The 26,950-nt window shown below is 60.6% G+C and carries 25 protein-coding genes and 1 pseudogene; 11 read left to right on the forward strand and 15 right to left on the reverse strand.

Features of this window, described 5'->3' with window-relative positions:
* Positions 1–39 precede the first annotated feature (39 nt).
* Together LOY38_RS24880 and LOY38_RS24885 are read left to right on the forward strand one after the other, a co-directional pair.
* Positions 40–1,062 (forward strand): sel1 repeat family protein, encoded by a 1,023-nt coding sequence (locus LOY38_RS24880; RefSeq protein ID WP_258697479.1) that lies wholly within the window; start codon positions 40–42, stop codon positions 1,060–1,062.
* Positions 1,063–1,090: 28 nt separating this feature from the next.
* Positions 1,091–2,089 carry a hypothetical protein gene (locus tag LOY38_RS24885; RefSeq protein WP_258697480.1) on the forward strand — a complete coding sequence of 333 codons (999 nt, stop codon included), beginning with the start codon at positions 1,091–1,093 and terminating at the stop codon, positions 2,087–2,089.
* 105 nt (positions 2,090–2,194) lie between these two features.
* On the opposite strand, the gene LOY38_RS24890 is transcribed toward LOY38_RS24885, so the two are convergent.
* The 4 genes from LOY38_RS24890 to LOY38_RS24905 form a co-directional block, all read right to left on the reverse strand.
* Positions 2,195–3,061 carry an HlyD family secretion protein gene (locus tag LOY38_RS24890; RefSeq protein WP_258697481.1) on the reverse strand — a complete coding sequence of 289 codons (867 nt, stop codon included), beginning with the start codon at positions 3,059–3,061 and terminating at the stop codon, positions 2,195–2,197.
* A 39-nt stretch (positions 3,062–3,100) separates the two neighbouring features.
* Positions 3,101–3,301, reverse strand: a complete 201-nt coding sequence (locus LOY38_RS24895) for a DUF1656 domain-containing protein (protein WP_007896379.1) — start codon at positions 3,299–3,301, stop codon at positions 3,101–3,103.
* Positions 3,291–5,483: an FUSC family protein gene (locus tag LOY38_RS24900; protein WP_258697482.1), complete on the reverse strand. Its 2,193-nt coding sequence runs from the start codon at positions 5,481–5,483 to the stop codon at positions 3,291–3,293. The genes LOY38_RS24895 and LOY38_RS24900 overlap by 11 nt, the downstream gene beginning before the upstream one ends.
* A 139-nt stretch (positions 5,484–5,622) precedes the next feature.
* On the reverse strand, positions 5,623–7,122 hold the full coding sequence (locus LOY38_RS24905) for an efflux transporter outer membrane subunit (RefSeq protein WP_258697483.1): 1,500 nt from the start codon (positions 7,120–7,122) through the stop codon (positions 5,623–5,625).
* 196 nt (positions 7,123–7,318) lie between these two features.
* On the opposite strand from LOY38_RS24905, the gene LOY38_RS24910 reads away from it, so the two are divergent.
* The 3 genes from LOY38_RS24910 (at position 7,319) to LOY38_RS24920 (ending at position 9,945) form a co-directional block, all read left to right on the forward strand.
* Positions 7,319–8,287, forward strand: coding sequence for a LysR family transcriptional regulator (locus LOY38_RS24910; RefSeq protein ID WP_258697484.1), 969 nt, complete (start codon positions 7,319–7,321; stop codon positions 8,285–8,287).
* Between the two features lie 335 nt (positions 8,288–8,622).
* Positions 8,623–8,871 (forward strand): DUF6124 family protein, encoded by a 249-nt coding sequence (locus tag LOY38_RS24915; RefSeq protein ID WP_052966667.1) that lies wholly within the window; start codon positions 8,623–8,625, stop codon positions 8,869–8,871.
* 99 nt (positions 8,872–8,970) lie between these two features.
* Positions 8,971–9,945, forward strand: coding sequence for a D-glycerate dehydrogenase (locus tag LOY38_RS24920; protein WP_258697485.1), 975 nt, complete (start codon positions 8,971–8,973; stop codon positions 9,943–9,945).
* 80 nt (positions 9,946–10,025) lie between these two features.
* On the opposite strand, the gene LOY38_RS24925 is transcribed toward LOY38_RS24920, so the two are convergent.
* Positions 10,026–10,928 (reverse strand): DMT family transporter, encoded by a 903-nt coding sequence (locus LOY38_RS24925; RefSeq protein ID WP_258697486.1) that lies wholly within the window; start codon positions 10,926–10,928, stop codon positions 10,026–10,028.
* 137 nt (positions 10,929–11,065) lie between these two features.
* Between LOY38_RS24925 and LOY38_RS24930 the strand changes: the two genes are divergently transcribed.
* Positions 11,066–11,941: a helix-turn-helix domain-containing protein gene (locus LOY38_RS24930; RefSeq protein ID WP_258697487.1), complete on the forward strand. Its 876-nt coding sequence runs from the start codon at positions 11,066–11,068 to the stop codon at positions 11,939–11,941.
* A gap of 183 nt (positions 11,942–12,124) precedes the next feature.
* Here the strand turns inward: LOY38_RS24930 and LOY38_RS24935 are convergent, their stop codons facing one another.
* Positions 12,125–12,535 (reverse strand): HPF/RaiA family ribosome-associated protein, encoded by a 411-nt coding sequence (locus LOY38_RS24935; protein ID WP_258697488.1) that lies wholly within the window; start codon positions 12,533–12,535, stop codon positions 12,125–12,127.
* Between the two features lie 213 nt (positions 12,536–12,748).
* Positions 12,749–13,696, reverse strand: a complete 948-nt coding sequence (locus LOY38_RS24940) for a LysR substrate-binding domain-containing protein (RefSeq protein WP_258697489.1) — start codon at positions 13,694–13,696, stop codon at positions 12,749–12,751.
* Positions 13,697–13,831: 135 nt separating this feature from the next.
* Between LOY38_RS24940 and LOY38_RS24945 the strand changes: the two genes are divergently transcribed.
* The 3 genes from LOY38_RS24945 to LOY38_RS24955 all read left to right on the forward strand — a co-directional run bounded on the left by LOY38_RS24945 (position 13,832) and on the right by LOY38_RS24955 (position 17,097).
* Complete coding sequence (locus LOY38_RS24945) at positions 13,832–15,208, forward strand: L-serine ammonia-lyase (RefSeq protein WP_258697490.1); 1,377 nt, start codon at positions 13,832–13,834, stop codon at positions 15,206–15,208.
* 59 nt (positions 15,209–15,267) lie between these two features.
* Positions 15,268–16,569 (forward strand): serine/threonine transporter, encoded by a 1,302-nt coding sequence (locus LOY38_RS24950; RefSeq protein WP_258697491.1) that lies wholly within the window; start codon positions 15,268–15,270, stop codon positions 16,567–16,569.
* 210 nt (positions 16,570–16,779) lie between these two features.
* Positions 16,780–17,097, forward strand: a complete 318-nt coding sequence (locus LOY38_RS24955) for a DUF3509 domain-containing protein (RefSeq protein WP_258697492.1) — start codon at positions 16,780–16,782, stop codon at positions 17,095–17,097.
* Here the strand turns inward: LOY38_RS24955 and LOY38_RS24960 are convergent.
* Positions 17,094–17,594 carry a phosphate-starvation-inducible protein PsiE gene (locus tag LOY38_RS24960; RefSeq protein ID WP_258697493.1) on the reverse strand — a complete coding sequence of 167 codons (501 nt, stop codon included), beginning with the start codon at positions 17,592–17,594 and terminating at the stop codon, positions 17,094–17,096. The two genes, LOY38_RS24955 and LOY38_RS24960, sit on opposite strands and share 4 nt — an antisense overlap.
* A 291-nt stretch (positions 17,595–17,885) precedes the next feature.
* Between LOY38_RS24960 and LOY38_RS24965 the strand changes: the two are divergent.
* Positions 17,886–18,125 (forward strand): annotated as a pseudogene (locus tag LOY38_RS24965) (YebG family protein); the annotation flags it as partial.
* Positions 18,126–18,307: 182 nt separating this feature from the next.
* On the opposite strand, the gene LOY38_RS24970 reads toward LOY38_RS24965, so the two are convergent.
* From LOY38_RS24970 to LOY38_RS24985, 4 genes are all read right to left on the reverse strand, one after another.
* Complete coding sequence (locus LOY38_RS24970; protein ID WP_258697494.1) at positions 18,308–19,417, reverse strand: dihydrolipoamide acetyltransferase family protein; 1,110 nt, start codon at positions 19,415–19,417, stop codon at positions 18,308–18,310.
* Between the two features lie 28 nt (positions 19,418–19,445).
* Positions 19,446–20,432, reverse strand: a complete 987-nt coding sequence (locus LOY38_RS24975) for an alpha-ketoacid dehydrogenase subunit beta (RefSeq protein ID WP_258697495.1) — start codon at positions 20,430–20,432, stop codon at positions 19,446–19,448.
* Positions 20,425–21,519 carry a pyruvate dehydrogenase (acetyl-transferring) E1 component subunit alpha gene (pdhA, locus tag LOY38_RS24980; protein ID WP_258697496.1) on the reverse strand — a complete coding sequence of 365 codons (1,095 nt, stop codon included), beginning with the start codon at positions 21,517–21,519 and terminating at the stop codon, positions 20,425–20,427. The genes LOY38_RS24975 and pdhA overlap by 8 nt, the downstream gene beginning before the upstream one ends.
* Before the next feature lie 131 nt (positions 21,520–21,650).
* Entirely contained in the window at positions 21,651–22,670 is a 1,020-nt protein-coding gene (locus LOY38_RS24985) for a Glu/Leu/Phe/Val dehydrogenase dimerization domain-containing protein (protein WP_258697497.1), read from the reverse strand.
* A 184-nt stretch (positions 22,671–22,854) separates the two neighbouring features.
* Here LOY38_RS24985 and LOY38_RS24990 point away from each other — a divergent pair, with 184 nt between their 5' ends.
* Positions 22,855–23,658 (forward strand): SirB1 family protein, encoded by an 804-nt coding sequence (locus LOY38_RS24990; protein WP_258697498.1) that lies wholly within the window; start codon positions 22,855–22,857, stop codon positions 23,656–23,658.
* 25 nt (positions 23,659–23,683) lie between these two features.
* Here the strand turns inward: LOY38_RS24990 and maiA are convergent, their stop codons facing one another.
* From maiA to hmgA, 3 genes are read right to left on the reverse strand one after another with little or no spacing between them, the layout of a single operon-like run.
* Entirely contained in the window at positions 23,684–24,319 is a 636-nt protein-coding gene (maiA, locus tag LOY38_RS24995) for a maleylacetoacetate isomerase (protein WP_258697499.1), read from the reverse strand.
* 12 nt (positions 24,320–24,331) lie between these two features.
* Complete coding sequence (gene fahA, locus LOY38_RS25000; RefSeq protein ID WP_258697500.1) at positions 24,332–25,639, reverse strand: fumarylacetoacetase; 1,308 nt, start codon at positions 25,637–25,639, stop codon at positions 24,332–24,334.
* 3 nt (positions 25,640–25,642) lie between these two features.
* Complete coding sequence (gene hmgA / locus LOY38_RS25005; protein ID WP_258697501.1) at positions 25,643–26,947, reverse strand: homogentisate 1,2-dioxygenase; 1,305 nt, start codon at positions 26,945–26,947, stop codon at positions 25,643–25,645.
* Positions 26,948–26,950: the final 3 nt, after the last annotated feature.

Consider the following 26,950-nt stretch of genomic DNA (forward strand, 5'->3'; position numbering starts at 1 on the left):
CATGCTCGCTGTTACCTCATTGCAGTCTGGAAATTTTCATTGAAATCGCTAAACGTACTGCCATTGATCATGGCCAGCCTGTTGGTCGGCTGCGGGGCTTCACCGGAGGAGACGCTAAATCACGGACTGCCGCAGTTGACCATTGAACAGGCCCTGCCTGAAGCAGTCGCCAACCGGTACTGCAATCAGAGAATGGACACGGAGTTGTTGTACGGCATCGGCACCTTGCTGGATGACATTGGGGAACAACTGGAAGCAAAAAATTGCATGATCATGGCCGCCCCCGACTATCCGATAATTTTCTGCTACCTGGCCGTTAACGTAAGCCAGCGACAAAGCCCCGAAAACAATCGGGAAGCCTTCAACTACCTGGCTTACGCCGCGTCGAAAAATGAACGCTGCGCAGAATGGGCCCTGTACCACATCTATAACGTCGGCACGTTCGACAAGCCTGCCAACAAGGCGCTGTCCCGGTATTGGCTGGAACGTGCGGCGCTGGATGCCGACCAGGATTCCCAGACAGCCATGGTCGAGCTCAATCGTGCGCAGAACAATCTGCCTGTCGCTTATGCCTGGGCCAGAGTCCAGGGAGATGCCGAAGAGCTTGGCGCATTGAAAGCCACAATGGCTGCGGCGCAAATCAACGCAGGCGATCAGCACTACAACGAACTGCTCGGCAAAATGATCCCGATAGACGTGGTAATTGCCCAAGGTCGACAGGAAAATATCGCCAAGTTTTCAGCCGATCTTCACATGCATCATCCAGAGGCCTTCGAAGGCCTTTCCGTTGCTGAGCGGCATGCCTTCATGTCGAAGGTCGTGGACATTTTGCATCAGGCCGACGACTTCTCCGAACACCGCCAACTGTACTCCTATGTACTGATTTCCCGACGTGCCGGCCTCACCGATGCGCCCGTGGATCTATGGCAGAATCCGACGCTGCGCACCTTGCTGAACAATAGAAGAATGAGCGTGGAGGACACCGTAGCCGAGGCGCTGGTCTTCCTCAGCAAGAGCCAACAACAGCCTTTGGCCCACGACGTGCCTGCGCCACGGACGTAATGCCTCAACCGCGATCAAGGAGTATCCATTGAGATGCAAAAACCTGCTGCCGCTGGCATTGGCCACCGCGCTTGTCGGCTGCGGCACGCCATCGCCAGACGAGGCGCTGAACGCCACCCTGCCCAAGCTCAGCCTCAAGGAGCTGTTACCGCAAGCCGTCGCCAACGAGTATTGCAACCTCTACATGGACAGCGATCTGCTCTACGGCATCGGCTACCAGTTGTACAACGACGAGAAGCCCGAGCAAGCCCGCAGTTGCCTTATCATGGCCGCGCCCATCCATGACCGGGCCTTGTGTTATCTGGCAAGCATCGCGGAACAGGACACGAGCAAGGACAGCGCCCAGCGCGACCGAGAAGCCTTCAGCTATATGGCGTATTCCGCGGTCAGAAATGACTCGTGCGCCGAGTTCGGCATGTTCCAGAACTTTGCCTATGGCATGCGCGGACAGACGCCGGACACCGACCTCGGTTTACGTTGGCTGGAACGCTCGGCACGCCATGGCGATCCGGACGCCCAGCAAACCCTGATTCGTATGCATACCAACAAAGCCAATCTGCCCGTGGCTTACAGTTGGGCAAGAGTCCTCGACGACACGGCACAGATCGACTCGCTGAAACAACGAATGAACCCGCAGCAACTCAGCGAAGGAGAAAAAGGTTACGAGCAACTGAGCAAGAACGTGATCAGCAAGGACGAGGTGCGCAAGGAAGCGCGAGAGGAAAACACTGCGGTGTACTCGGCGAACATCCATATGCAGTTCCCCTACACCTTCAAGGGATTGTCGCAGAAAGATCGCCATGCCTTTATGGAGAACGCACTGGCCACGGTGAGTGCTCGTCCCGAGTTCAGCACCCGTAATCAGTTTTACGCGTATGTGATCATTTCACGACAGGCTCAGTTGCACGGCACCAATGCCGACGTCCTGCAGAATCCGCAGGTTATGGCGCTGCTCAGTGACAAAGAACTGGACGTGGCTGAGGCAGTGAACAAGGCCGAAGTCATCCTCAGCCAGGCGCGACGGTAAGACGCCTTACCGACGAAGAAGCCCGTGGTTCAGACCAGGCCTCTTCTCAGCAAACACAAAACCTGTGGAAGTGGGTTTGCCTGCGATGGCAGCGACTCGGTCTACCTAGTTCTCCACAACGTCCTGCTTCACCACTACCGTGCACGTAATTCCCGCCGCCAACAGCACCCCGTCCGGCACTTCATCAATGTGAATCCGCACCGGCACTCGCTGTGCCAGGCGCACCCAGTTAAAGGTCGGATTTACATCGGCGATCAGCTCGCGGCTTTCCGGGTTATCACGGTCGTAGATTCCGCGAGAAATGCTTTCCACATGCCCCTTGAGCACTTCGCCACTCATCAATTGCATGTCGGCTTTATCGCCCACGCGTACATGCGGCAGTTTGGTTTCTTCGAAGAAGCCATAAACCCAGAACGAGTTCATGTCGACCACGGCCATTTTCGCTTCGCCGATGCGTGCGTAGTCACCGCGATGGACGTTGAGGTTGGTCACGTAGCCGTCCACCGCTGCACGTACTTCGGTGCGTTTGAGGTTCAGTTCGGCGGCGTCCAGTTGTGCCTGGGCATGTTGGTAATCAGCCAGGGCCGAGTCAGCGATATTGCTGGCGTCATCACGGTTTTCCCTGGAGATCACCAGGTTGTCGAGGTCGGCGCGGCGACGGGCGTTGACCTTGCGCATCTCCCACGTCGCCTTGCGCGACGCTACCAGGCTCTGTGCCTGTTTCACCGCGATGCGGTAGTGCTCAGGGTCGATGCGCATCAGCAAGTCGCCCTTTTTCACCAACTGGTTGTCGCGCACCGGCACCTCCACCACCTCTCCGGTAACGTCGGCGGCGACGTTGATGATGTCGGCGCGCACCCGGCCGTCACGGGTCCAGGGGGTGTTCATGTAATGCACCCACAGGGTCCGGCCGGTCCACAGGGCGAGGGCCAGCACCAGCAGGGTCGCGAGCAGGCTGAAAAGCTTTTTCATCAGGGCCTTCTTCAGAAATAGAGAGTCAGTGATAGAGAGTCAACGGTAAACAGTCAGCGCCAGGGCGCCGAACAGACAGGTAAACAGGCTCAGGCGCAACAGCGCCGGGTGCCAGAAGAAACGGTACAGATCGAACCCGGACAAAAACCGGTCAAGGGCCCAGGCCAACGCCGCCGCAATGAAAAACATCAGGGTCATGGTCGGCATGTACACGCCGTGGAAGGCGATTTCACGAGGCATGTTCAAGTCCTTGGGGCTTGGCAGTGGTGTATGAGGCCAGAGGCGATTGCGGGTCGAGCAACGAGGTACGGATGAAATGCAGGTAGCTCTTCACCCGGCGCAATGCAGAGGTATCGAAGTGTGGCGCGAAGGGTTCGTCGGTGGCCTGCACGCGGCCGATCGCGTGGTCGACCGCGACCAGCGCCCGCTCCAGATTGCTCTGGCCCGGTTGCAGAAACAGTCGCACCAGCGAACGCCCCATCACCCGGATGGACTGGCGCCACGGTTGGGATTCGGCATACGCCGGGTGCACCGGCAGAATCGCTTGTTCCTTACGCAGTTCGATAATCGCGTGGCCGACTTCCAGCACCACCAACATCCAGCGCAGCAAGTCCCGTTGCACCTGCGGCTGTCCCGCTGCCAGACCGTAAGCCTGATGCAAAAGGTCGCGGGTGCGACTTTCGAAACTCGACGCCAAACCCTTGAGTCTGCCGCTGATGGCGTACACCACTTGCCCGCGCAAATCCTGCTCCAGCCGCCGCCACAACCAGCGGCTGTTGGGCGGCAGAATGATCGCGCCGGCCGCCGCGCACACCAGCATGCCCATGATCATGGCGATGTAGTCGTTGATGAAGGCGTAAGGGTTGTAGACCGTGAGGTTGTCCGGCACGGAACCTGTGCTGAAGAAGATCAGCAACCCCAGGCCAACCCCGGCGTATTGCGGCCGTGAAGTGAAGAACGACCCGAGCACGATCACTGGCGCGAGCATCACGCAGAGCAACGGAAAACCGTCGATCCAGGGGAAGATGAAAAACATCTCGACGAAACCGATCAGCGCCCCGAGCAACGTCCCGCAGGCCATCTGAAACGCCATGCGCTTGGGGTTCGGTGTCGCCGCAGAAAGGCCGACGGTGGCGGCGGCGATCAGGGTCATGGTCGCCCCGCTCGGCCATGCGGTGGCCACCCAATAACTGCCGAGCACCACGAGGATGAACGCTGCGCGAATGCCCGATGCCGCCGAGGCCAGCCAGTTGGTTTGCGGGGTGAAGGGCTCATCCCAACGTTCACGTTCGTGGCTGTGATCGGCCAGGGACGCGTGGGTCTGTGCATAACTGTGCAGGTCGTCGACGAAGCGATAGAGCAGTTCGTAGGCCGTGTGAAAATCCAGCTGCTCGGCGTCGCTCGGGCCGCTCTCCTGAAAGGTCGCCCGCAGGCTGCGCACGCGCGCCGGCAAGTTTTCCTTATAGGTCGACAACGCGGTGGCCAAGCGTGCCGCGTCGGGGCTGGTCAAGGCGCGACCGCTGAAACCGTCGAGCACTTCGGCCAGGTCCTGCAACCCCGTTTTGATCGCCGCGACCACGTGATCGGTGCCGCTGCCGCGCAGGCGTTCAAGCAACTGATGCAGGGCATTGAAGCGCGTGGTGATGCCCATGAATTCGCTGTTCAAGCGACTGAGCCGCCCGTTGCGCCGACGCATGTGCGGGTCTTCGAACACGGTGACGCTGCGCAGCCCTTCAAGGCCCACCGCCTCGGCAATGAACCGCACATTGCTCGCTTCAAACGCCTCGCGCTGACTGCGACCGCGCAAGCCATCGGTGACAAACAAGGCGAACACACCGAAGCGCTGATACAAGGCGTTGCGCATCGCGGCGCTGGCGGTTTGCGGCAGAATCGCGGCGCTGACCAGCGTCGAGCAGAGAATCCCCAGGGAGATTTCCAATACGCGCCAGACCGCCGCCATGAATGCGCCGTCCGGATGCGCCAGGGCAGGCAGTCCAACCATCGCCGCCGTATAACCGGCGAGCACAAATCCGTAGGCGCGGAAGTTGCGATAACGCGCCGCGCCAGCCGTGCAGAGGCCGACCCAGATCGCCAGCGAGCCGAGGAACAGTTCGGTGTTCTGCGCAAATAAGGCAATCAGCGCGACCATCACCGCCGACCCGGCCAACGTGCCGAGGAAGCGATAGAAACTCTTGGCGAACACCTGGCCGCTTTGCGGTTGCATGACGATGAACACGGTAATCATCGCGGTGCGCGGTTGCGGCAATTCCAGGCGCATGGCCAGCCACAGCGTGAGGAATGCGGCGAACAGCACTTTGAAAATGTAGACCCAGGTCACGCCGTCGCTACGCGCCCAGTCGAAAAAACCCCGGCGCCATTCAAGGGAATACAGCCAGCGCAAAGGTGCGGGCAAGGGAGTCATGGAATTTTGCTCATTGAAATTCAGTCAGGTCGCGGAACCTGTGGGAGCGAGCCTGCTCGCGATGACGATTTCACATTCAACATTGATGTCGACTGACACACCGCTATCGCGAGCAGGCTCGCTCCCACAGGTTTTGTGTTCAACGCAAAAGAACCGGGGTTTTCGGGGGTTGGGTTTTCTCGGCATTCGGCACGTCGTTGCCAGCGCCGAGGCCTCCGCCCAAAGCAGTCACCAATTCCGCGTGAGCACTCAAGCGTGCGGCCTGAACCTGCTGCTGCACCTGTTGCTGCTTGAACAGCAACGTCTGCGCATTGAGCACGTTGAGGTAATCGGTGAGCCCACGCTGATACGCAATCATCGCGATGTCGTAGGTCTTCTGCGCCGTGGCCACCGACTCGGCGGCGAAGGCCTGTTGCTTGTCCATCGACTCGCGGCGGATCAACTGGTCGGAGATGTTCTTCAGCGCGTTGACCAGGGTCTGGTTGTACCTGGCCACGGCGATGTCGTAACCGGCCGAGGCCTCGCCCAGTTCTGAACGCAAGCGGCCGCCGTCGAAGATCGGCAATGAAATCGCAGGTCCCACGCTGTAGTTGAGCTTCTTGCCCGTGAGGAACTCCAGCGCCCCGCCGCCGGTGGCCATGTAGCCGAGGCTGCCGACCAGATCGACGTTGGGGTAGAAACCGGCGTGAGCGACATCTATGCCTCGCGCCTGGGCCGCCACTTGCCAGCGACTGGCAACCACGTCCGGGCGTTGACCGAGCAATTGCGCCGGCAGCGACGACGGCAACTTCAGCGCCGCGCCCAACGACAGCGTCGGCCGTTGCAACTGCGCGCCCTCCCCCGGGCCCTTACCGGCCAAGGCCGCGAGCTGGTTGCGGCTGAGGGCGATTTCTTCGTCCAGCGCATCGAGTTGGCGATGGGTTTCCGGTAGCGGCGTTTCGGCCTGACTGACTTCGAAATGCGTGCCGATGCCACCGTCCAGACGTTTTTGCGCCAGATCGAGGATTTGCTGTTGCTGCTTCAAGGTCGCGGCGACGATGTCCCGTTGCGCGTAATGCAACGAGAGTTCGATATAGGCGCGCACGATGTTGTTCTGCAGTTCGAGCCGGGCCTGCCGCGCCTCGGCGGCGCTCATGTGGGCCATGTCCACGGCGCGTTCGGTGGCGTTGCTTTCGCGACCCCACAGGTCGAGGGCATAGCTGAAGCCCAGCGCGGCGTTATTGTCCCAGGTGGTGGTGTTGGCCAACTCGCCGGGGCCGTAGAACTGATCGGTGGGCCAGTTGTGGCGCTTGAGGGTGGATTGGCCGTTGATCTGCAACGACTCGGCGGACTCGGCAACGCCAGCCATGGACCGGGCCTGATGCACTCGCGCGGCGGCCATGGCCATGCTCGGGCTGCCTTGCAGGGCGAGGTCGATCCAGCGGTTCAGTTGTGGGTCGCCGTAGGCTTGCCACCATTGGGCGGTGGGCCAGTGAGCGTCCTGGGCGGCGTTCTGGATGGCTTCGTCGGTGGCCAATGAATTAACCTCCAGTGCCTTGCCCTGTGGGGCAATGCCGCCGGTTCCGATGCAGCCGCTGATTGCCAGGGTTAAAGCCAAAACACTGAGCGTCTTGAGCGCTCTGTTGATGCGACGCGGCACTGCTGCGATTTCCTGAGATGAGGGAGATCCCCTGTAGGTGGGCGCAATTCTAGGGGTGGGCTCTGTTGGCGATAAGCCGGGAATCCTGTGAATCTTTGTTACCGTTAACGCGATAATCCCTTGGTCGCGTCTTTAGTCGCCTGTAAAAAAGCAGAAACTTCGTGTCACAATTTGCCATTCGCCTAGAGAGCACCCCATGGACACTTTGCAAAACATGCGCGCCTTCAGTTACGTGGCCGAGGCCGGCAGCTTCACCGCCGCCGCCGTGCAACTCGACACCACCACGGCCAACGTCTCGCGCGCGGTCTCCAACCTGGAGGCCCACCTGCAAACCCGTCTGCTCAACCGCACCACCCGCCGTATCGCTTTGACCGAAGCCGGCAAGCGCTACTTATTGCGCTGCGAGCAGATCCTGGCCTACGTCGAAGAAGCCGAAGCCGAGGCCAGCGACGCCCACGCGCGCCCGGCCGGGCAACTCAAGGTGCACACCATGACCGGCATCGGTCAGCACTTCGTGATCGACGCCATCGCCGGCTACCGCAAAACCCACCCGGACGTAACCTTCGACCTGACCATGGCCAACCGCGTGCCGGATTTGCTCGACGAGGGCTACGACGTGTCCATCGTGCTCGCCAGCGAACTGCCGGATTCGGGCTTCGTCTCCCAGCGTTTGGGCATCACCTACAGCATCGTTTGCGCATCGCCGGCCTATGTAAAAGCCAACGGCTGTGCGCACAAACCCAGCGACCTGCTCAACCACGCCTGCCTGCGCCTGGTGAGCCCGGTGATCCCGCTGGAGAAGTGGGCCTTCGACGGCCCCGACGGCCAGGAAATGGTCACCATCAACAGCTCACCGTTTTTGGTGAACTCGGCTGATGCGATGAAGACGGCGATCACCAGTGGCATGGGGGTTGGGGTGTTGCCGGTGTACGCGGCGATCGAAGGGCTGCGCAACGGCACGCTGGTGCGGGTGATGCCGAAGTACCGCTCGCAGGAATTGAACCTGTACGCGATTTATCCGTCGCGGCAGTATCTGGATGCGAAGATCAAGACGTGGGTGGAGTACTTGCGCGGGTCGTTGCCGGAGATATTGGCGGCGCATCAGGCGGAATTGGCGGCGTATGAGTTGAGTGGGAGTTTGGGTGGGGTTCGGTTGGCGAATTGAGCTACAGACGGTCCTACAAATCGCCAATGTTCGGGGATGCTTCCCACGTGTTTTGACGGTTGGTGTGTGGGACGGGAGATGGGTAGGCTTTGGGGGTCGCTGACGCATCAGCGATCAGGTCTGGAAAACCTGGATCAATCTTTACCTCAGCACATGGCATACTGCGGCGCTTTTTTCTGCTCGCAATGTTATGGCGGCTGTGCGCGGGAGACCTTCGGGTCTGCCGGGTTGTGGTTGGGATTGACCGGTTTTTCCAGTCCGCGCACGGCTGCCACCTTTTGTCTGGAAAACAAAAAGTGGCAGCTCCATCAATCCCAGCATGGAGTAATGCACTTATGTTCAAGCCGACGCCAAATCCCCCTCACATACCCAGCCACTTGTTCCAGGTTGCCCCCGACGCCACCACCGAAACCTTATTGGTCTACGCCTGCGAATCCCTCGCCTCGGCCAGCGTCATGGCCAGTGACTTCGCCGGGTTTCTCGAAGGCACTCATCGCAACACCATGCTGGGCATCCAGCAGGTCATCATGCTGGGCGAACTGGCGGTGAATCGAGTACTGGACAACATCGACCCACAAGACTGACCCGTACCTGTAGGAGCTGCCGAAGGCTGCTCCTACGCACAACAGCGAAAAAGAATGTTAGCGTGCTTGGCATTCTCCAAGCCCGACGAGCCGCCTCCAATGAAAAAAACCGTCCTCGCCTTCAGCCGCATCACCCCACCGATGATCGAACGTCTGCAACAAGACTTCGACGTGATCGTGCCGAACCCGAAAAACGGCGACATCAACGCCCAATTCAACGAAGCCCTGCCTCACGCCCACGGCCTGATCGGCGTAGGTCGCAAACTCGGTCGTGCGCAACTGGAAAACGCCAGCAAACTGGAAGTGGTCTCCAGCGTCTCGGTCGGCTACGACAATTACGACCTCGCCTACTTCAACGAACGCGGGATCATGCTCACCAACACACCCGACGTACTCACCGAAAGCACTGCCGACCTGGCCTTCGCCTTGCTCATGAGCAGTGCCCGCCGTGTCGCCGAACTGGACGCCTGGACCAAGGCCGGCCAATGGCAGGCCACCGTCGGCGCACCGTTGTTCGGCAGCGATGTGCATGGCAAAACCTTAGGGATCGTCGGCATGGGCAACATCGGCGCGGCCATCGCACGGCGTGGTCGGCTGGGCTTCAACATGCCGATTATTTACAGCGGTAACAGCCGCAAGACCGAACTGGAACAGGAGCTCGGCGCGCAGTTGCGCAGCCTCGACCAATTGCTGGCCGAAGCCGATTTCGTCTGCCTGGTGGTGCCGCTCAGCGAAAAAACCAGGCACCTGATCAGTCACCGTGAACTGGCGTTGATGAAACCGAGCGCCATTCTGGTGAACATCGCCCGCGGCCCCGTAGTGGACGAACCGGCGCTGATCGAAGCCCTGCAAAACAACCGGATTCGCGGCGCCGGCCTGGACGTCTATGAGAAAGAACCGCTGGCCGAGTCGCCATTGTTCCTACTGAAAAACGCGGTGACATTGCCGCACATCGGCTCCGCGACTCACGAAACCCGCGAGGCCATGGCCAACCGCGCACTGGCCAACTTGCGCAGCGCCTTGTTGGGTGAGCGGCCGCAGGATCTGGTGAACCCGCAAGTGTGGAAAGGCTGATCAAAACGGGCAGGCGTTTTAAACGCCTGCCCGACTGAAGATCGAGCGCCGAGGCAGACCGCGCTCGATCATTATTCAGCTCAAGCCAACTTGCCGTTCCCCTGCACCATCGGGGCCTTGGGTTTACGAAACACCAACACGTTACCCAACATCACCAACACCAACCCCACCAGTGCCGGCGCGGTCCATTGATAACCCTCGGCAAACGCCGACACATTCAGCGCCACCACCGGGAACAACACGGTGCAATACGCCGCCCGCTCCGGCCCCATGCGTCCGACCAGCGTCAGGTAGGCGGTGAAGCCGATCACCGAGCCCGGGATCACCAGATACAGCAACGAGCCGATGTAACGGGCATTCCATTCCATATCGAACGGGACACCTTTGACCAGGCACCACACCGACAACATCGCCGCGCCGTAAGCCATGCCCCAGGCGTTGGTGGTCAGGGGTTTGAGGCCTGCTTTCTGTTGCAGACTCGACAGCATGTTGCCCGCCGAGAAGCACAAGGTTCCGAGTAACGCCAAACCCAATCCGAGCAAGGTTTCCGGGCTCGCGGTATGGCCGGCCAGCTCTGGCCAGAACAGCAGGCCAAGTCCGAGCAAGCCCAACGCGCCGCCCATCAGCACGTTACGGGCAATTTTCTGACCGAAGAACACCCGCGCATTAAAGGCGTTCCACAGCGTGGCGGTGGAAAACACCACGGCGACCAGACCGCTGGGGATCCACTGGCTGGCCGTGAGGAAGCACATGAAATTGATGCAGAACAGGCACAGACCCTGCGCCAGGCAAATCAGATGCCCGCGACGGTTCATCACTTGCAGGCGCCGGCTGAGCAACAGCATCACGAACAGCACCAGCGCGGCGAGGCCAAAGCGGTAGACGATCGATACTGGAATGGCCACAACGCCCAGTTGCCATTTCAAGGCGATCCAGGTGGTGCCCCAGATCAGCACGGTCAGCAGGTATAACGAGAGATTCATGACCAGACTCCTGAATAGGCCTTCAGTGTCCAACGTGCCCCCCTTTTGCACTTGCATAAACTTGCGCTTTTGTCGGCCGCCGGGCTGGCAGGCCAACGTCTACGGAGTAGGATGCAAGGCGTTGGAGAGAACCGATCATGGCCGCACTGGAAACGCTGCAAGTCTTTCAAGCCCTCAACCGCTCGCCCAATGCTCGCCTGGAGCACAGCGCCGAGCTCGGTGACGGTATGGCTGCAGCCTTGTGGAACAACCACCACGACGCCCAGGACTACGAAGCGCCGAGCCATCACACCTTGTCGTGCTACATCGCCGGCGGCACCGGCACCTTTCGCCGCGATCAGCCCGGCAACAAGGGCGGCCCGGACAAGCTGTGCATTCTGCCGGCCGACCATCAGTCCGGCTGGGTGATCAACGGCGACATTCGCCTGGCCCACCTGTATTTCAGCGCCGAACAATATGCCCTTGGTTGCGTCACGCTACTGGATCGCGAACCCCGGGAATTACAGTTGCACGAGCGCACGTTCCTCGAAGACCCGCAGCAGGCCCGGCGCTTTCGGCAGTTGATCGCCCTCAACTGGGACGAACCGGGCGAACGCCTGCTCACCAGCAGCCTGGCCCACGAGATGCTCAGCCATACGTTGCTCAGCCAGGTCGGCGTGCGTCAGGGCTTGCGCCTCAAGGGCGGATTGGCCGCGCACCAGCGGCGGCGGTTGGTGGAGTTCATCGACAGTCAGTTGGCCGAAGCGATCAGCCTCGGACAGTTGGCGGCGTTGTGTGCGCTGTCGGAATATCATTTTGCGCGGATGTTTCGTGTGAGCTTCGGGCTGCCGCCGCATCAGTATGTGTTGGCGCGGCGACTGAGTCGGGCGCGGGAGTTATTGCGCGGGACGTCGCGGCCATTGGGGGAGATTGCATTGGCCTGCGGGTTTGCCAGTGCGAGTCATTTCACCAACCGGTTTCGGCAGGCTTTGGGAGGAGCGCCGGGAGAATATCGGCAGGCGTTTTTGCGGTAGCGCGGCAGTCCTGAGGTTTTTCGGTGCCTGTACAGCCGCCTTCGCGAGCAAGCCCGCTCCCACAGGTTCCGTACCTGTTGACTGGCATTGGAACACGCCCAGGAATCACTAAATCCAGAAACAAGAACGGGCCTGCAATGCAGGCCCGTTTTTTTAGTGGGAAGGTAAAAGCAGCCTCAGGCCTCAGCCGTTGAGCGCAGCCTGTTCGTTCTCGAGAAATTCTTCTTCCAGCAGGACGTCAGCATGAGCGCCCCTCTCGAACGGCACGACAGCGGCACGTGGTTTGCCGCGTAATTTGCCAAACATATGCTCCAGCGCATGTTCAAGTTTTTCGGCCGCCCCGTCGATCGCCAGTTCCAGGGAGTCGGCTTTATGGGTAACGGAAATCGGCTGGTGGCCTTTTGGCCGCGCTTCCAGCTGGCAGCGTATGTCATGGGGGCCCGGCTTGTCGCCGTTCTCGTCCCGCAGATGGACCTCGACGCGGGTCAGGTCCTCTTCATAACGTTCGAGCGTGCTCTCAATGGTAGTACGTACCCACTCCTCCAGTCGTTTACTGCTTTGAATATGGTTATCGCTATTGACTTGGATTTGCATAGTTCATCCCTTATTTCAGCTAGCTCGCGAGAGGCCGGTCAGTTAGCCCTTGGGCGTCATCACCGTGACCTCTTGGTTACACAATCGGTGTGTACGCTGGATAATTCAACCCCTAAAAAAAGATAAATATTCATACGTAAAAAAAGCCGGACAACGGGCAAAAGCGCTGTTAATGTCGGGAGTTCGGTCGCCCCTGCTTGATGTCTTAGCTGCTCACATCTGCCGCTCCGCCAGCGGGTGCAGACTACGAAATATCCCCGCCTCCTCCACCAGCCAGTCATGCACCGCGCGTACGCTCGGATGGCTCAGCGCGCCCGGTGCATAGAGCAGCACGTAACGCTTGTGATTCGGCACCGCCAAGCCAAACGGCACGATCAACGTCCCGCGTTCCAGTTCGTCATTGAGCAGCGTGCGCCGCGCAATCGCCACGCCCATCCCGGCAATTGCCGCTTCGATGGTCAGGTGATTGCGATTGAAGGTATGCCCGCGCCGTACATCCGCGCCTTCGAAGCCGATGGCGTTGAGATAAAACTCCCATTCCGCGTACTCGTAACTGCCGCGCCAGGCGGTGATGTCGTGCAGTAGCGGAAAATGCATCAGGTCTGCCGGGCCGTGCAGCGGCGGGCGCCCGCGCAACAGGCTCGGGGCACACACCGGAAAGATTTGTTCGTCCAGCAAGGCTGTGGATAACAATCCGGGATAACTGCCGTCGTTCAGATCGATCGCCAGATCGAAGTCGCCTTCGTGCAACGAGACGCTGCTGTCCTCAGCCACCAAACGCAGTTGGATATCCGGAAAACGCTGCTGCAAACGTGGCAGGCGCGGAGTCAGCCATTTGCTCAGGAACGACGGGATCGAGCGCACCCGCAGAATCCCGCTGATCATTCCCGCATCCAATCGTCGCAATTCTGCGTCGATGCTGCCGTAGGCCTCGTTGACAGTGATGGCCAGTCGCTGGCCTTCAGCGCTCAATTCCACGCCACGGGCGCGCCGATGAAACAGGCGAAAACCCAGCCGCTCTTCCAGTTGCCGAATTTGCTGACTGACCGCCCCCGGCGTGATGTGCAGTTCTTCGGCGCAGCGGGTGAAGGACAAGTGCCGCGCGGCACAGGAAAACACGTGCAGCCAGACGTAAGTCTGGGCATGCAATTGGCGACTCATCGTTTAGTCCTGCTAAAGGCTTTCTTAGGAAGTTTCGTTGGTCACGTAGGACCGAGGTAGGCAGTATCGCCGACATTGCGCTTGTCCTACAAAAATGGCAGCGATTTCTCTTCCATTGCTTGTATAGGCTTTAGCATGGCTATCAGTGTTTTCGATCTCTTCAAAGTCGGCATCGGTCCGTCCAGTTCCCACACCGTCGGCCCGATGCGCGCCGCCGCGACCTTCGCCCAAGCCCTGATCGATCAAGCTTTGCTGGACGACGTACGGCGGGTAGAAATCCGACTCTATGGTTCGCTTTCGGCCACCGGCGTCGGCCATGCCACCGACCGTGCCTGTATCATGGGCCTGATGGGCGAATGGCCGGACAGCATCGATCCCACGTCCATCGACAGCCGAATCCAAACCTTGCGTGAGACCGGCGAACTGAGTCTGGCAGGTCAATCGATCATCCCCTTCAACTGGAAGAGCGATCTCCTGCTGCTCGACGAGAGCCTGCCCTACCACCCTAACGCCATGTCCCTGACAGCCTTCGGTGAAACCGGTGAGCTGTTCGAGCAGACGTATTACTCGGTGGGCGGCGGTTTCATCATCGAAGCGGCCGAAGCCGAGTCAGGCATGGCACCGGCTAGCGACGTGGTGCTGCCGTACGATTTCTCCAGTGCCGCCGAATTGCTCATGCTGTGCAAGCAGCACGGCCTGCGGGTTTCCGAGCTGATGATGGCCAATGAACGGGTCTGGCGCAGCGACGCCGAGATCCGCCAGGGGCTGCTGCACATCTGGTCGGTGATGCGCGAGTGCGTCGAGCAAGGGTTGCGTCACGAAGGCATCCTGCCGGGCGGGCTGAATGTTCCGCGCCGCGCCGCGAAATTGCACCGCAGCCTGTTGGAAATCGGCAAACCGAATGTCATCAGCTCCACCCTGTCGGCCATGGAGTGGGTCAACCTGTTCGCCCTTGCCGTGAACGAAGAAAACGCGGCGGGCGGGCGCATGGTCACCGCGCCTACAAACGGGGCGGCGGGGATCATTCCCGCCGTGCTGCACTACTACATGAAATTCAACCCGGACGCATCGGACGATGATGTCGTCGCGTTCTTTTTGGGCGCCGCCGCTGTAGGCATTCTCTGTAAGAAAAACGCTTCGATCTCCGGCGCCGAAGTCGGCTGCCAGGGTGAGGTCGGCTCGGCATGCGCCATGGCCGCCGCCGGTCTGGCGGATGTGCTCGGCGCCACCCCGGAGCAACTGGAAAACGCCGCCGAAATCGGCCTGGAACACAACCTCGGCCTGACCTGCGACCCAGTCGGCGGCCTGGTGCAAGTGCCGTGCATCGAGCGCAACGCGATTGCCGCCGTCAAGGCGATCAACGCCACGCAAATGGCCCTGCGCGGTGATGGCAAACACTTCATTTCCCTGGACCGGGTGATCCGCACCATGCGCGATACCGGCGCCGACATGCACGACAAATACAAAGAAACTTCACGGGGCGGCCTGGCGGTGAGCTGGGTGGAATGCTGAGGCGCATTTTCTGACCGTTTCGCGTGAGCCCGAGCAAAAATAATAACGAGGCGATACCGATGACCGAAATACATACACCTGCCGCCGATAATCCTGCTGTAGACCTGACACGTAATCGCGAAATAACCCACAAGGGCTGGAGCAAGCACGACACCACATGGATGCTCGGCCTCTATGGCACGGCGATTGGCGCCGGCACGCTGTTCCTGCCGATCAACGCCGGCGTGGGTGGTTTCTGGCCACTGCTGATTCTGGCTGTGCTGGCATTTCCGATGACATTCTTTGCCCACCGCGGCCTGACGCGTTTCGTGTTATCCGGTCGTTCCGGGGACATCACCGAAGTGGTGGAAGAACACTTCGGCATCGGCGCCGGCAAGCTGATCACGCTGCTGTATTTCTTCGCGATCTTCCCGATTCTGCTGGTGTACAGCGTGGCGCTGACCAACACCCTGAGCAGCCTGATGGAGCACCAGTTGCACATGACGCCACCGCCTCGGGCGATTCTATCGCTGGGGCTGATTCTCGGCCTGATGGCCATCGTCCGTTGCGGTCAGGGCGTCATCGTCAAATGCATGAGCGTGCTGGTTTACCCGTTCGTCGCGGCGTTGTTGCTGCTCGGTATCAGCCTGATTCCAAACTGGAACGGCGCGTTCTTCGCCACCGCCAGTGAAGGCATGCCCATGCCGTTGTTCTTCCAGACGCTGTGGCTGGCGATCCCGGTAATGGTGTTCTCGTTCAACCATTCGCCGATCATCTCCGCCTTCGCCGTCGATCAGAAACAGCGTTACGGCGAGCAAGCCGAACGCAAAAGCAGCGGAATTCTGGCGATCGCGCACGCCATGATGGTCGTCACGGTGATGTTCTTCTGCTTCAGCTGCGTGCTGGCGTTGTCCCCGGCGGATCTGGCCGCTGCGAAGGCACAGAACATTTCGATCCTGTCGTACCTGGCCAACCATTTCCAGACACCCATCATCGCTTACGCCGCGCCGCTGATTGCGCTGGTGGCAATCACCAAATCCTTCCTCGGCCATTACATCGGCGCCAGCGAAGGCTTTCAGGGCCTGATCGTGAAAAGCCTGCGTGGCCGTGGTCGAGTCATGTCCGCCCGTTGGCTGAACCGCATCACTGCGCTGTTCATGATCCTCAGCTGCTGGGCCGTGGCGACTTTCAATCCGAGCATCCTGGGCATGATCGAAACCCTCGGCGGGCCGATCATCGCGTGCCTGTTGTTCCTGATGCCGATGTACGCCATCCGCCGCGTGCCGGCCTTGCGCCAGTACTCGGGCCAGGCCTCGAACGTGTTCGTGGTGTTGATCGGCTTGATTGCACTGTCTGCGATCATCTACTCATTCATGCCCTGAAACGGGCAGGCAAAAAGAAGGCGGGCCAGAGTGCCCGCCTTCTTTTTGCCGTGTTCACTACCCCATCGTTTTCCCGGCATGCCCCTTGCTTTGCCTCCTACGTTGCACGGATGGAAGTACATGAACATGGAAGGCCGGTGGTCTGGTGTCGCGAACTAATCCCGATCACGGCCGTCAACAACTGCACGTTCAATCAGGCGGTGACGCATTATGGACAACCCTTTTCAGATCATTACCGATGCCTTTGCTCCGGAGTATCAAATCAACCTGAGCATTCAGGGTCTGGACGGCAGCATCATGCTGACCCTCTCCAAAAGTGGCCGCGTGGCGGCCAAACGGATGATCAGCGCCGAACAGCGCAATGACCCCAAGCGCCTGAAACGCCTGGTGCAGAGCATTCAGTTCGGCATCGCCATCGAACAAGGCCACAGCGCCGTGGCCATCCTCGAAGCCATGACCGACGGCGACAATCGCAACCCGCCGCCGCCCTTGGTCAAATCCCGGCCCTGGCCCGCCATGGGGCTTTAAAGCTCGCCCTTCTCCACTTCAGGATGTTCACCGGAACCCGCACCGATCTTGCGCTGCGGGTGTTCGATCTTCACCGAAGGGAACTGCGACGAGGCGTAACGCACCACCAGAATCGAAAACGCCAGCAGCAGAATCCCGCCGCACAGGTAGATGATCCCCAGGTCCGGCGGATTGTGGTGCGAGACGTTGGAGATCAGCAGCCGCGTCAGCGCGGTGATCGCCACATAGATCAGGAAACGCACCGGCATGTGGTTGGTCTTGAAGTAAATCCCGACCATCGCCCCCAGTTCCAGGTAGATGAACAGCAGCAAGATGTCATCGATCTTGATGTTCCCTTTCTCCAGCATCCCGAGGAATTCCATGACCGCAGCCCAAGCGGTCACCGCACCGATGGCGAACAGCGCCAGGTAGTGGAAGGTCTCGACGAACAGGTTGCCCAGGGACTCGGCCAGTTGGTGCACGTTCTGCCGCAGGTTCTCGGCCCAGTTGATTTTCACGATGATTTTTCCTTAGCTCGGTTCGAGCGGATGATGCGGGTTGGACGTGACGGTTGTTCTGCATGCAGAAAAAAGGCCAGAGGCTGTGGGGTGAGATGGCGATGGGCTGCTACTGGACACTTCTGTGGTGTCTGCTCGCGATGGCTGCGCCACGGTTCACCTGACAAACGCCGATTACGGTCTACATTAAAAAGCCACTACCCAAAGCGCAGGGATTCGCTTATCCTTTTCGCTGTATATAGATACAGTAGTCGCAAAGACAACTAAATGTGAAGGCATGTGAGGTGGTGAATGGCCGTCGAAGTGGTATACCGCAGCAGCCGAGATCTGGAGCGCTTGTTCATGGATAAAGCCGAAGCTGACCGTCATGACAAAATGCTCGAACTGGCCGAATTGCTGGCTGAAGTGTTGCAAAAAGCCGTTCCGTCCCTGACCGAACAGCAAGTGGAAGAAGCCGGGATCTACATGGCGAAGAACCGTGATGTGTTCGCCAAGGCATTCAAGAGCCAGCCGGACGCGCTGTCCGAACTGCTGAATGTGCCGGCTGAAGTCGTTGAAAAGGCTGCACCCGTTGAAGTCGCTGCACCTGTTGAAGTGGCGCCCGCTGAGCCGACCAAGCCAGCCAAAGCCGCCAAGACGCCAAAGTAAGCAATGCCCGAATTGAATAGGCCCTGAGTCCAATGGCTCAGGGCCTTTTTCATGCCCGCAAAACGTCAGGCCTCGGGTTGTTCCAGCGCCGTCACCAGAGCCTTGAAGAACCGCGCAGCCTCGCCGCCAGTCACTACACGGTGATCGAAGGTCAGGGACAGCGGCAGGATCGGATGCACCGCCACCGCGCCCTCGACCGCCACCGGTTCATCGCGGATCGCCCCGGCGGCGAGGATCGCCACTTGCGGCGGCACCACCACCGGGTTGGCATAGCGGCCGAACAAGGTGCCGAAATTCGACAGGGTCAGCGTCGCGCCCATCATCTCCTTGGGCGGGATCGAGCGCGCCTGCACATCGGCCCGCAGGCGCATCACGCCTTCTTTCAAGTCTGCTGACGTGCGATTGCCGACATCGCGCAACACCGGCACGAACAAACCGTCCGGCGTATCCACAGCAATGCCCAGATCGAGCCGTTGGTGTTGTTTGAGCGACAGGGTTTTGCCATCGAAGGCGCTGTTGAGTACCGGCTCCACCGCACAGGCCGCCGCCATGGCCTTGGCCAGACGAATCAGTGGTTCTCGCGCCAGCCCCCAGCGATGCAGATCGGCATCGCCGAAAATCGTCACCGGCACCACTTCGGCATGGGACCTGGCCATGTTCAGCGCCATGCTGCGTCGCACACCGCGCAGCTTCTCACCGCCGAAGCGCTCACGTTCCGTCTGAGCCGCATTTTCCACATCGCTGCGGGTGATCTGGCCGTCCTGGCCGGAGCCGACCAATGCGCTCAGTTCAACGCCAAGCTGCCGAGCCAGTTGACGCACTGCCGGCGTGGCACGGCTGGCCAGGTGTTCGCGGGTCGAAGGCGCGGCGCCGATAAAAAATGCATCCTCCTGATTCGTACCGCCGCCCTCAAGGCGTCCCACCACGGTGCCCGCATCCGCTTCACCTTCGTAACCGAGCAGCGGCTCTCCAACGTGCAGAATGTCGCCCTCGCCGCCGAAGGTTTTCGCCACCACGCCGTCGTAGGGCGCGGGAATGTCCACCAGCGCCTTGGCGGTTTCCACCGACACCAGCAATTGGTCAGCCTTGACGGTATCGCCGACCTTGACGTGCCAGCGGACAATTTCCGCCTCCTGCAAGCCTTCGCCCAGATCCGGCAGTTTGAAATATTTCATCACAACCTCCTCGGCCTCTGGCGTCTCTTCAGGGGTGATGCAGCACGGTGTTGCAGGCGTGCAGAATGTCTTCGACGCTGGGCATGTACAGCGATTCCAGCCGATACAGCGGCGGTGGAATGTCTGGCGCGGTGACTCGCAGGATCGGTGCCTGCAACTCCAGCAACACCCGTTCGTAGAGACTGGCGGCGATTTCCGCGCCGACCCCGCAGGAGCGCGGCGCCTCATGCACAATCACGCAGCGACCGGTCTTGCGCACCGAGGCCTCCATTGTGTCGAGGTCCAGCGGCTTGATACTGGCGACATCGATCACTTCCGCCGAAACGCCCTGTTCAGCCAACACCGTCGCGGCCTGCAGGGTTTCCATCACACTGGCGCCCCAACTGATCAAGGTAAGGTCGCTGCCTTCGCGCAGGGTGAAACAGCTGTCCAGCGGCAGGCGCTTGCCATCATCCAACAGCGGTTGCGGGTTCATTCGATAGAGTCGGGTCGGTTCGAGAAAGATCACCGGATCCGGGTCATCGATGGCCGCAAGCAACAAGCCATAGGCCCGGGCCGGCGAGGACGGGATCACCACCCGCAGCCCCGGAATGTGCGCGAACAGTGCTTCGGTGCTTTCACTGTGGTGCTCCGGCGCGCGAATCCCGGCGCCCATCGGCGAGCGCAGCACCATCGGGCAGGTGATCCGCCCGCGCGTACGATTGCGCATGCGGCTGGCGTGGGACACCAGGTGTTCCATGGTGGCGTAGATGAACCCCATGAACTGGATTTCCACCACTGGTTTCAGGCCTTGGGCCGCCATGCCCACCGCCAGCCCGCCGAGCATGGTTTCGGCCAGCGGCGAGTCGATCACCCGCTTGAAACCAAAGCTGTCGCGCAGGCCCAGCGTGGCGCGAAATACCCCACCGTTCACCCCGACGTCTTCACCCAGGACGATGACGTTCTCGTCTTCGCGCATGGCCCGATGCAACGCCAGATTCACTGCTTCCAGCAGCGTCACCTTACCGTTACTCATGGACCGAACCTCCCGTCCGGCGCGCCACTCGTTCGAGGAACTCTTCGCGCTGTTCGGCCAGAGCCTGCGGCCACTGCGCGTAAACATGATCGATCACCGATTCCGGCGCCTGCAAACCCGCCGCGTCAAAGTTATCCACAGCACTTTGCACCAGCGCCTGGCATTCGCCGATCAGCGCCTGTTCGCGGCCTTCGTCCCATACACCTTGCCCGGCCATGAACCGTTGCAGGCGTTTGATCGGTTCTTCGAGCCAGGCCTGCTTGACCTCGTCCGCCGAGCGGTAGCGCGTGGCATCGTCGGCCGTGGTGTGATCGCCGAGGCGATAACTCAGGCATTCGAGCAACACCGGGCCTTTACCGTGGCGCGCCCGTTCGAGGGCCGCTAGCACGCGGTCATAAACGGCGAGTATGTCGTTGCCGTCGACCTGCTCGCCGTGGAAGCCCGCGCCAATGGCTTTCTGCGCCAAAGTGGGGGCACCGCACTGAATTCGCCGCGGTACCGAAATCGCCCATTGGTTGTTGTTGACTATAAACACCACCGGCAACTGCCAGGCGCCTGCGACATTGAGGGCTTCCAGGAAGTCACCTTTGCTGGTGCCGCCATCGCCGCAGGTGGTGACGGCGACCCGATGCTCACCGCGGATTTTAAACGCGCTGGCCACGCCGCAGGCATGCAGAGCCTGAGTAGCGATCGGTACGCAGATCGGGAAATCCTGAGCCACCGCCGGGTCGACAAAGTCGCTGCCACGCTCGTCGCCGCCCCAATACAGCAGGATTTCTTCCATGCGCACGCCACGCATCAACTGCACGGCGGTGTCACGGTAATACGGGATCAGCACATCTTCGGCGTGCATCAGGCTGCCGACCGCCACGCCAATGGCTTCCTGGCCCAGGGTCGGCGCATAGGTGCCGATGCGTCCGGTGCGTTGCAGGGCGACAGCTTTCTGATCGAAAAGGCGGGTCAGGACCATCTGCCGATACAGGCGCGTCAGCAGATTGAAATCGTCGGCCCAGGCGGGAAGATCGCCAAGCAACTGGCCATCAGGGGATAAAAAACGGGTGTAAGGCAGCTCAACCTTGTGAAGCATCACAGGGCTCCTGGCACGCGGGGTCGGCGTGCAATGATCAGGCCCGACGCTTGTGGCGCAGGGCTTGGGGAGCAAGTGGGCCGGATAGGCGCTCACTCCCTTGTCGATTCAAACTTTTCACCCGTACAGCATCACCGGTACAGCACTTTCTCCGCCAACTCATCCGCCACCCGGGCCGGGGAACGTTTTTCTGCCTGGGCATGGGCGAAGACTTCGGTCAGTCGTGAACTGATTTTCGACAGGTGCGCGGTGATGGTTGTCAGCTCTTCCCCGCGGTGCTTGAGCGACACGTAGATCAGCCCGCCGGCATTGATCACGTAATCCGGCGCATACAAAATGCCCCGGCGTTCCAGCTGATCGGCGATTTCCAGATGGATCAACTGGTTGTTGGCCGAACCTGCGACCGCCGCGCAGCGCAATTGCGACACACTATTGCTGTTAAGCACACCACCCAGGCCGCAGGGCGCGAGTATGTCGCACGGTGTGCTGAGCAGCGCATCGTTGGCAATTGGATGAGCGCCCAACTGCTCCATGGCCAGTTGCACCTTGCCATGATCGATGTCGCTGACCAACAACTCGGCCCCAGCCGCGTGCAACTGTTCGGCCAAGGCATAACCGACATTGCCCAGGCCTTGAATGGCGATGCGCAGTCCTTCGAGATTGTCGCTGCCCAAGCGGGCCATCGCGGTGCTGCGGATGCCGGCGAACACGCCCATGGCCGCGTGGGGTGCAGGGTCGCCCGCGGCGGTGGTACTGGTGACGAATTGCGTCTGCTGGGCGATGCAATCCATGTCCGCCACTGAGGTGCCGGCGTCGATGGCGGTGATGTAGCGACCGTCGAGCTCGTTAATGCAGCGCCCGAACGCTTCGAATAGCGCGGCGCGACTCTCCACATGGGCCGGGCGAATAATCACCGCAACGCCACCGCCCTGGGCCAGGCCGGCCAAGGCCGCCTTGTAACTCATGCCTTGGGCGAGGCGCGCAGCATCCTCGATCGCGGATTCATCGCTGGGGTAGGCAAGGTAACGACAACCGCCCAAGGCAGGCCCCAGACGGCTGTTATGGATGGCAATCACCGCCTTCAATCCGGTGACCGGATCGACGCTCAGGTGCAGCGATTCAAGGCGAGTGCTTTGCATGAGAGCGAACATCGTAGGGCTCCCGAATCACTTCTTGTAGTCGCCAGTATAGGCTTGCGCACAAAAATTGCAGAAGCGCGCCGGAATAAGCGGCACCGCTTTCGAAGTTTTCGGACATAACCTGTTACCGCCTGTGTGCGGTACTGGACGAAAGCGTGGGACGGGGCTAAAACGAGGGCATTCCCCGGAGATTTTGATGACCCCGCGCCAACGCTTTTTCGACTGTCTGCAACGATCACCGCCCGCGCTGTTCGAGGCGGCGCTGTGGATTGCCGCCGAACACGATAATGAACTCAATCCCGAGGCGGTACTGGCAGACTTCAAGGACCTGCAACAGCGAGTCAGCTACGGGTTGCCGATGCTGCCGGTAAATGAGTTGGCGCAACCGTTGTTGCGGCGGATGAATGACCTGGGGTTTGCCCAGGACGACTTCACGCCCTTGCGCCCGCAAGTGGCGTTACTCCATAAAGTGCTGGAACGCCGAAGAGGCCAGCCACTGGCACTGGGCCTGATCGCGCTGGAACTGGCCAGAAGGCTGGAGATTCCTATGGTCGGGGTCAACTTCCCCGGGCATTTCCTGCTGCGGGTGCAAGGCGCCGACCACCTGCTCGACCCGTGCGGTGGGCGCCGGCTGTACCCCAACGATTGTCGTGAACTGCTGCAACGCCAGTACGGCCCGAACATGAAGCTCAGCGCCGAGCATTTGCAGACCGCAGAACCTACGCAGATGCTGCAACGGCTGTCACGCAACCTGCGCCAGTTGCACCTCACGAACGATGACTACATCGACGCCCTGGTCGACGCCGAGCGCGTGCTGGAACTGGGCAACGCCAGTGCCTCCGACTACCTGGCCCGGGCCAGCCTCTATCAACGGCTGGACTGCCCGAATGCCGAGCGCTTTGACCTGGAACACGCGCTGCTGCTCTGCGACGACCCGATCCAGCGGATTCGCCTGACCGAACGGCTGGGGCATTTGCCACCCAATTCGGTGGTGCACTGATCCCTTGTGGGAGCGGTGTGAAGCTTCAAGGGATGTCTGGCTGGTTCGCCGGATGCGCCTTGATGAACGCTGGATGCTGCACCGCCAACGCTGCCACTCGACGAATTCGCGGGTAGGCTTGCAGTGAAATATTGAAGCGCTCGGCCGCATACAACTGCGGGATCAAATAGACGTCCGCCAGCCCCGGTTGATCGCCAAAGCAGTAACCGGCGTCACCGATCAATTGCTCCACCGTCGCCAACCCTTGGCTGATCCAGTGCCCGATCCACTCCACCACCTGCGGCTCATCGTGCCCCAACTGCCGCAGCTTATTGAGCACGCTGACGTTGTGCAGCGGGTGAACATCGCAACCGATCACCGCCGCCACGCCACGCTCATGGGCGCGGGCGGCGAGGTCTTTCGAGAGCAACGGCACCTGTGGATAACGTTCCTCCAGATACTCGATGATCGCCGGTGACTGGATCAGCAATTCGCCTTCGTCGGTGCGCAAGGCTGGCACCCGGCCTTGCGGGTTGATGCCCAGATACGCCGGTTGCCGATGTTCGCCACCTTGCGGCGCGATCAGGTTGATCGGTAGCGCCTGGTAATCCAACCCCTTCAGCGCCAGTGCAATGCGCACCCGGAAAGACGAGGTCGAACGGTAGTAGGTATAGAGTTCCATGACCCGATCCTCTTAGCGTGCCGGCAACACTTTGCCACGGCATTCGCCGAAACCGATGGAAGCAAAACCCTCGCGGCTGCAACGCGCCCGCAGGATGATTTCGTCGCCGTCCTCGAGGAATTTACGCACCTCGCCCGAGGCCAGTTCGATCGGCTTTTTACCGCCCTCGGTGATTTCCAGCAGGCTGCCGAACTGACCGTTTTCAGGGCCGGACAACGTGCCCGAGCCAAACAGATCACCGGCCTGCAACTGACAGCCGTTGACGCTGTGGTGCGCTACCATCTGCGCGACAGTCCAGTACATGTGTTGGGTATTGCTCAGGGTCAGACGATGGGCCGGCAAATTCTGCTCGCGCAGCCCTTCGGTGAGCAGCAGCACTTCCAATTCGATGTCGAAGGCACCGGCGGCCTGATCGCGTTTGTCGAACAGGTACGGCAACGGCTGTGGATCGCCTTCAGGGCGCGCAGGCTGTGCACGACGGAACGGCTCCAGCGCTTCGGCCGTCACCACCCACGGCGAAATGCTGGTGATGAAACTCTTGGACAGGAACGGCCCCAGTGGCTGGTATTCCCAAGCTTGGATATCCCGCGCCGACCAGTCGTTGAGCAGGCAGAAACCGGCGATGTGATCGGCGGCGTCACCGATGGCGATCGAGTCGCCCATGGCGTTGCCCTGACCGATCCAGATACCCAGTTCCAGTTCGTAGTCCAGACGTGCGCACGGGCCAAACGTCGGCTCGGTCTGGCCGGCCGGCAAGGTCTGACCTTTCGGACGCCGCACGTCGGTGCCGGACGGGCGGATGGTCGAGGCGCGGCCGTGGTAACCGATCGGCACATACTTGTAGTTCGGCAGCAACGGGTTATCCGGGCGGAACAGTTTGCCGACATTCTGCGCGTGCTCGATGCCGACGTAGAAGTCGGTGTAGTCGTTGATCTTTGCCGGCAGGTGCATCTGGCAATCCGCCGCCAGTGGCAGCAGTTTTGCGCCTTGGGCTTCGATCTTGCCGTGCAGGGTGCTGCCTTCCTTGAACAACTCGATCAAGCGTTCACGCAAGGCGACACGTGCCTCGCGCCCCAACTCGAAAAACGCATTCAACTGACCGCCACGGGTGGCTTCGACTGCTGTCCGCGCGGCACCGTCGTCGAACAGCCCGGCATCGAGTGCCGCTCCCAGATCAAAGATATGGTCGCCGATGGCCACGCCACTGCGCGGCGCGGCGCCCTTCACGCTGAACACGCCCAACGGCAGGTTTTGCAGCGGAAAATCCGCGTGGCCGTTGGCGGAGGCAACCCAGCTACGAGTGATGGAAGTCTGAGTCATGGGTTATCTCCGGGTCGGGTCGAAAGTGGCGGGCAGCGTGGCCCAGCAAGCGTCGTAATCGTTTTGCAGTTGCGGGCAATCCAGGGCGAATCGGCTCGGACGCAGCACCTGGCTGGTTTCGAACATGAAAGCCATGGTGTTGTCGATTTTAGCCGGCGCCAGTTCAGCGTTGATCGCCTTGGTGCAGGTCTCGCCGTCGGGGCCGTGAGCGCTCATGCAGCTGTGCAACGAGGCGCCGCCGGGCACGAAACCCTCGGCCTTGGCATCGTAGGCGCCCTGGATCAAGCCCATGTATTCATTCATCAGGTTGCGGTGGAACCACGGTGGGCGGAAGGTTTTCTCGGCCACCATCCAGCGTGGCGGGAAGATCACGAAGTCGAGGTTGGCCAGACCGTGCACGCTGGTCGGCGAGGTCAGGACGGTGAAAATCGATGGGTCAGGGTGATCGAAACTGACGGTGCCGATGGTGTTGAAGCGGCGCAGGTCATATTTGTACGGCACGTTGTTGCCGTGCCAGGCGACCACGTTCAGCGGCGAATGATCGAGCTCGCAACCCCACAACTGGCCGAGGAATTTCTGTACCAGGGTGGTCGGTTGCTTGAGGTGTTCGTAATGGGCCACCGGGGTCAGGAAGTCCCGCGCATTGGCAAGACCGTTGCTGCCGATGGGGCCCAGATCCGGCAGGCGCAATGGCGCGCCGTGGTTCTCGGTAATGTAACCGCGCGCTTGCGGGTCGAGCAGTTCGACGCGGAATTTCAGCCCGCGAGGCAGGACGGCGATTTCCAGTGGTTCCAGTTCCAGCACGCCCAGCTCGGTGGCGATGCGCAGGCGGCCCAGTTCCGGCACCAGCAGCAGTTCGCCGTCGGCGTTGAAGAACACCCGCTCCATGGAACGGTTGGCGCGGTAGTTATAAATGCTGATCCCGGCCGGTTTATCCGCGCCTGAATTGGCGGCCATGCTCACCAGCCCGTCGATGAAATCGGTGGGCTCGGTCGGAATGTCCAAAGGGTTCCAGCGCAGGCGATTGGGGGTCACTTCACCCAACGGGCCGCCGGCCAGTTGCCGATCCAGTTTGACGAATGCCGGGTGATTGGCCGACGGCTGAATGCGGTACATCCAGGTCCGCCGCGCTTCACTGCGGGGCATGGTAAAGGCCGTGCCGGAGAACAGTTCGGTGTACAGGCCATACGGCGCTTTTTGTGGGGAGTTCTGGCCAACGGGCAGTGCGCCGGGCAACGCTTCGCTGCTGAATTCGTTGCCAAAGCCTGACTGATAAGCCAGCGCTGGCGCCGTTGAATCGAGGTTCATGGA

It is taken from the genome of Pseudomonas sp. B21-015 (genome assembly GCF_024749285.1).
Taxonomy (GTDB): domain Bacteria; phylum Pseudomonadota; class Gammaproteobacteria; order Pseudomonadales; family Pseudomonadaceae; genus Aquipseudomonas.

Bases quoted from the DNA above. Each gene is read 5' to 3' on its own strand.
- LOY38_RS24930 (WP_258697487.1), top strand. From the start codon at position 11,066: ATGGCCGCACTGGAAACGCTGCAAGTCTTTCAAGCCCTCAACCGCTCG.
- LOY38_RS24940 (WP_258697489.1), bottom strand. From the start codon at position 13,696: ATGAGTCGCCAATTGCATGCCCAGACTTACGTCTGGCTGCACGTGTTT.
- LOY38_RS24975 (WP_258697495.1), bottom strand. From the start codon at position 20,432: ATGAGTAACGGTAAGGTGACGCTGCTGGAAGCAGTGAATCTGGCGTTG.
- LOY38_RS24890 (WP_258697481.1), bottom strand. From the start codon at position 3,061: ATGAAAAAGCTTTTCAGCCTGCTCGCGACCCTGCTGGTGCTGGCCCTC.
- hmgA (WP_258697501.1), bottom strand. From the start codon at position 26,947: ATGAACCTCGATTCAACGGCGCCAGCGCTGGCTTATCAGTCAGGCTTT.
- LOY38_RS24955 (WP_258697492.1), top strand. From the start codon at position 16,780: ATGGACAACCCTTTTCAGATCATTACCGATGCCTTTGCTCCGGAGTAT.
- LOY38_RS24915 (WP_052966667.1), top strand. From the start codon at position 8,623: ATGTTCAAGCCGACGCCAAATCCCCCTCACATACCCAGCCACTTGTTC.
- LOY38_RS24920 (WP_258697485.1), top strand. From the start codon at position 8,971: ATGAAAAAAACCGTCCTCGCCTTCAGCCGCATCACCCCACCGATGATC.
- LOY38_RS24945 (WP_258697490.1), top strand. From the start codon at position 13,832: ATGGCTATCAGTGTTTTCGATCTCTTCAAAGTCGGCATCGGTCCGTCC.
- LOY38_RS24935 (WP_258697488.1), bottom strand. From the start codon at position 12,535: ATGCAAATCCAAGTCAATAGCGATAACCATATTCAAAGCAGTAAACGA.
- LOY38_RS24925 (WP_258697486.1), bottom strand. From the start codon at position 10,928: ATGAATCTCTCGTTATACCTGCTGACCGTGCTGATCTGGGGCACCACC.
- pdhA (WP_258697496.1), bottom strand. From the start codon at position 21,519: ATGCTTCACAAGGTTGAGCTGCCTTACACCCGTTTTTTATCCCCTGAT.
- fahA (WP_258697500.1), bottom strand. From the start codon at position 25,639: ATGACTCAGACTTCCATCACTCGTAGCTGGGTTGCCTCCGCCAACGGC.
- LOY38_RS24900 (WP_258697482.1), bottom strand. From the start codon at position 5,483: ATGACTCCCTTGCCCGCACCTTTGCGCTGGCTGTATTCCCTTGAATGG.
- LOY38_RS24970 (WP_258697494.1), bottom strand. From the start codon at position 19,417: ATGAAATATTTCAAACTGCCGGATCTGGGCGAAGGCTTGCAGGAGGCG.
- LOY38_RS24895 (WP_007896379.1), bottom strand. From the start codon at position 3,301: ATGCCTCGTGAAATCGCCTTCCACGGCGTGTACATGCCGACCATGACC.
- LOY38_RS24985 (WP_258697497.1), bottom strand. From the start codon at position 22,670: ATGTTCGCTCTCATGCAAAGCACTCGCCTTGAATCGCTGCACCTGAGC.
- maiA (WP_258697499.1), bottom strand. From the start codon at position 24,319: ATGGAACTCTATACCTACTACCGTTCGACCTCGTCTTTCCGGGTGCGC.
- LOY38_RS24950 (WP_258697491.1), top strand. From the start codon at position 15,268: ATGACCGAAATACATACACCTGCCGCCGATAATCCTGCTGTAGACCTG.
- LOY38_RS24990 (WP_258697498.1), top strand. From the start codon at position 22,855: ATGACCCCGCGCCAACGCTTTTTCGACTGTCTGCAACGATCACCGCCC.
- LOY38_RS24910 (WP_258697484.1), top strand. From the start codon at position 7,319: ATGGACACTTTGCAAAACATGCGCGCCTTCAGTTACGTGGCCGAGGCC.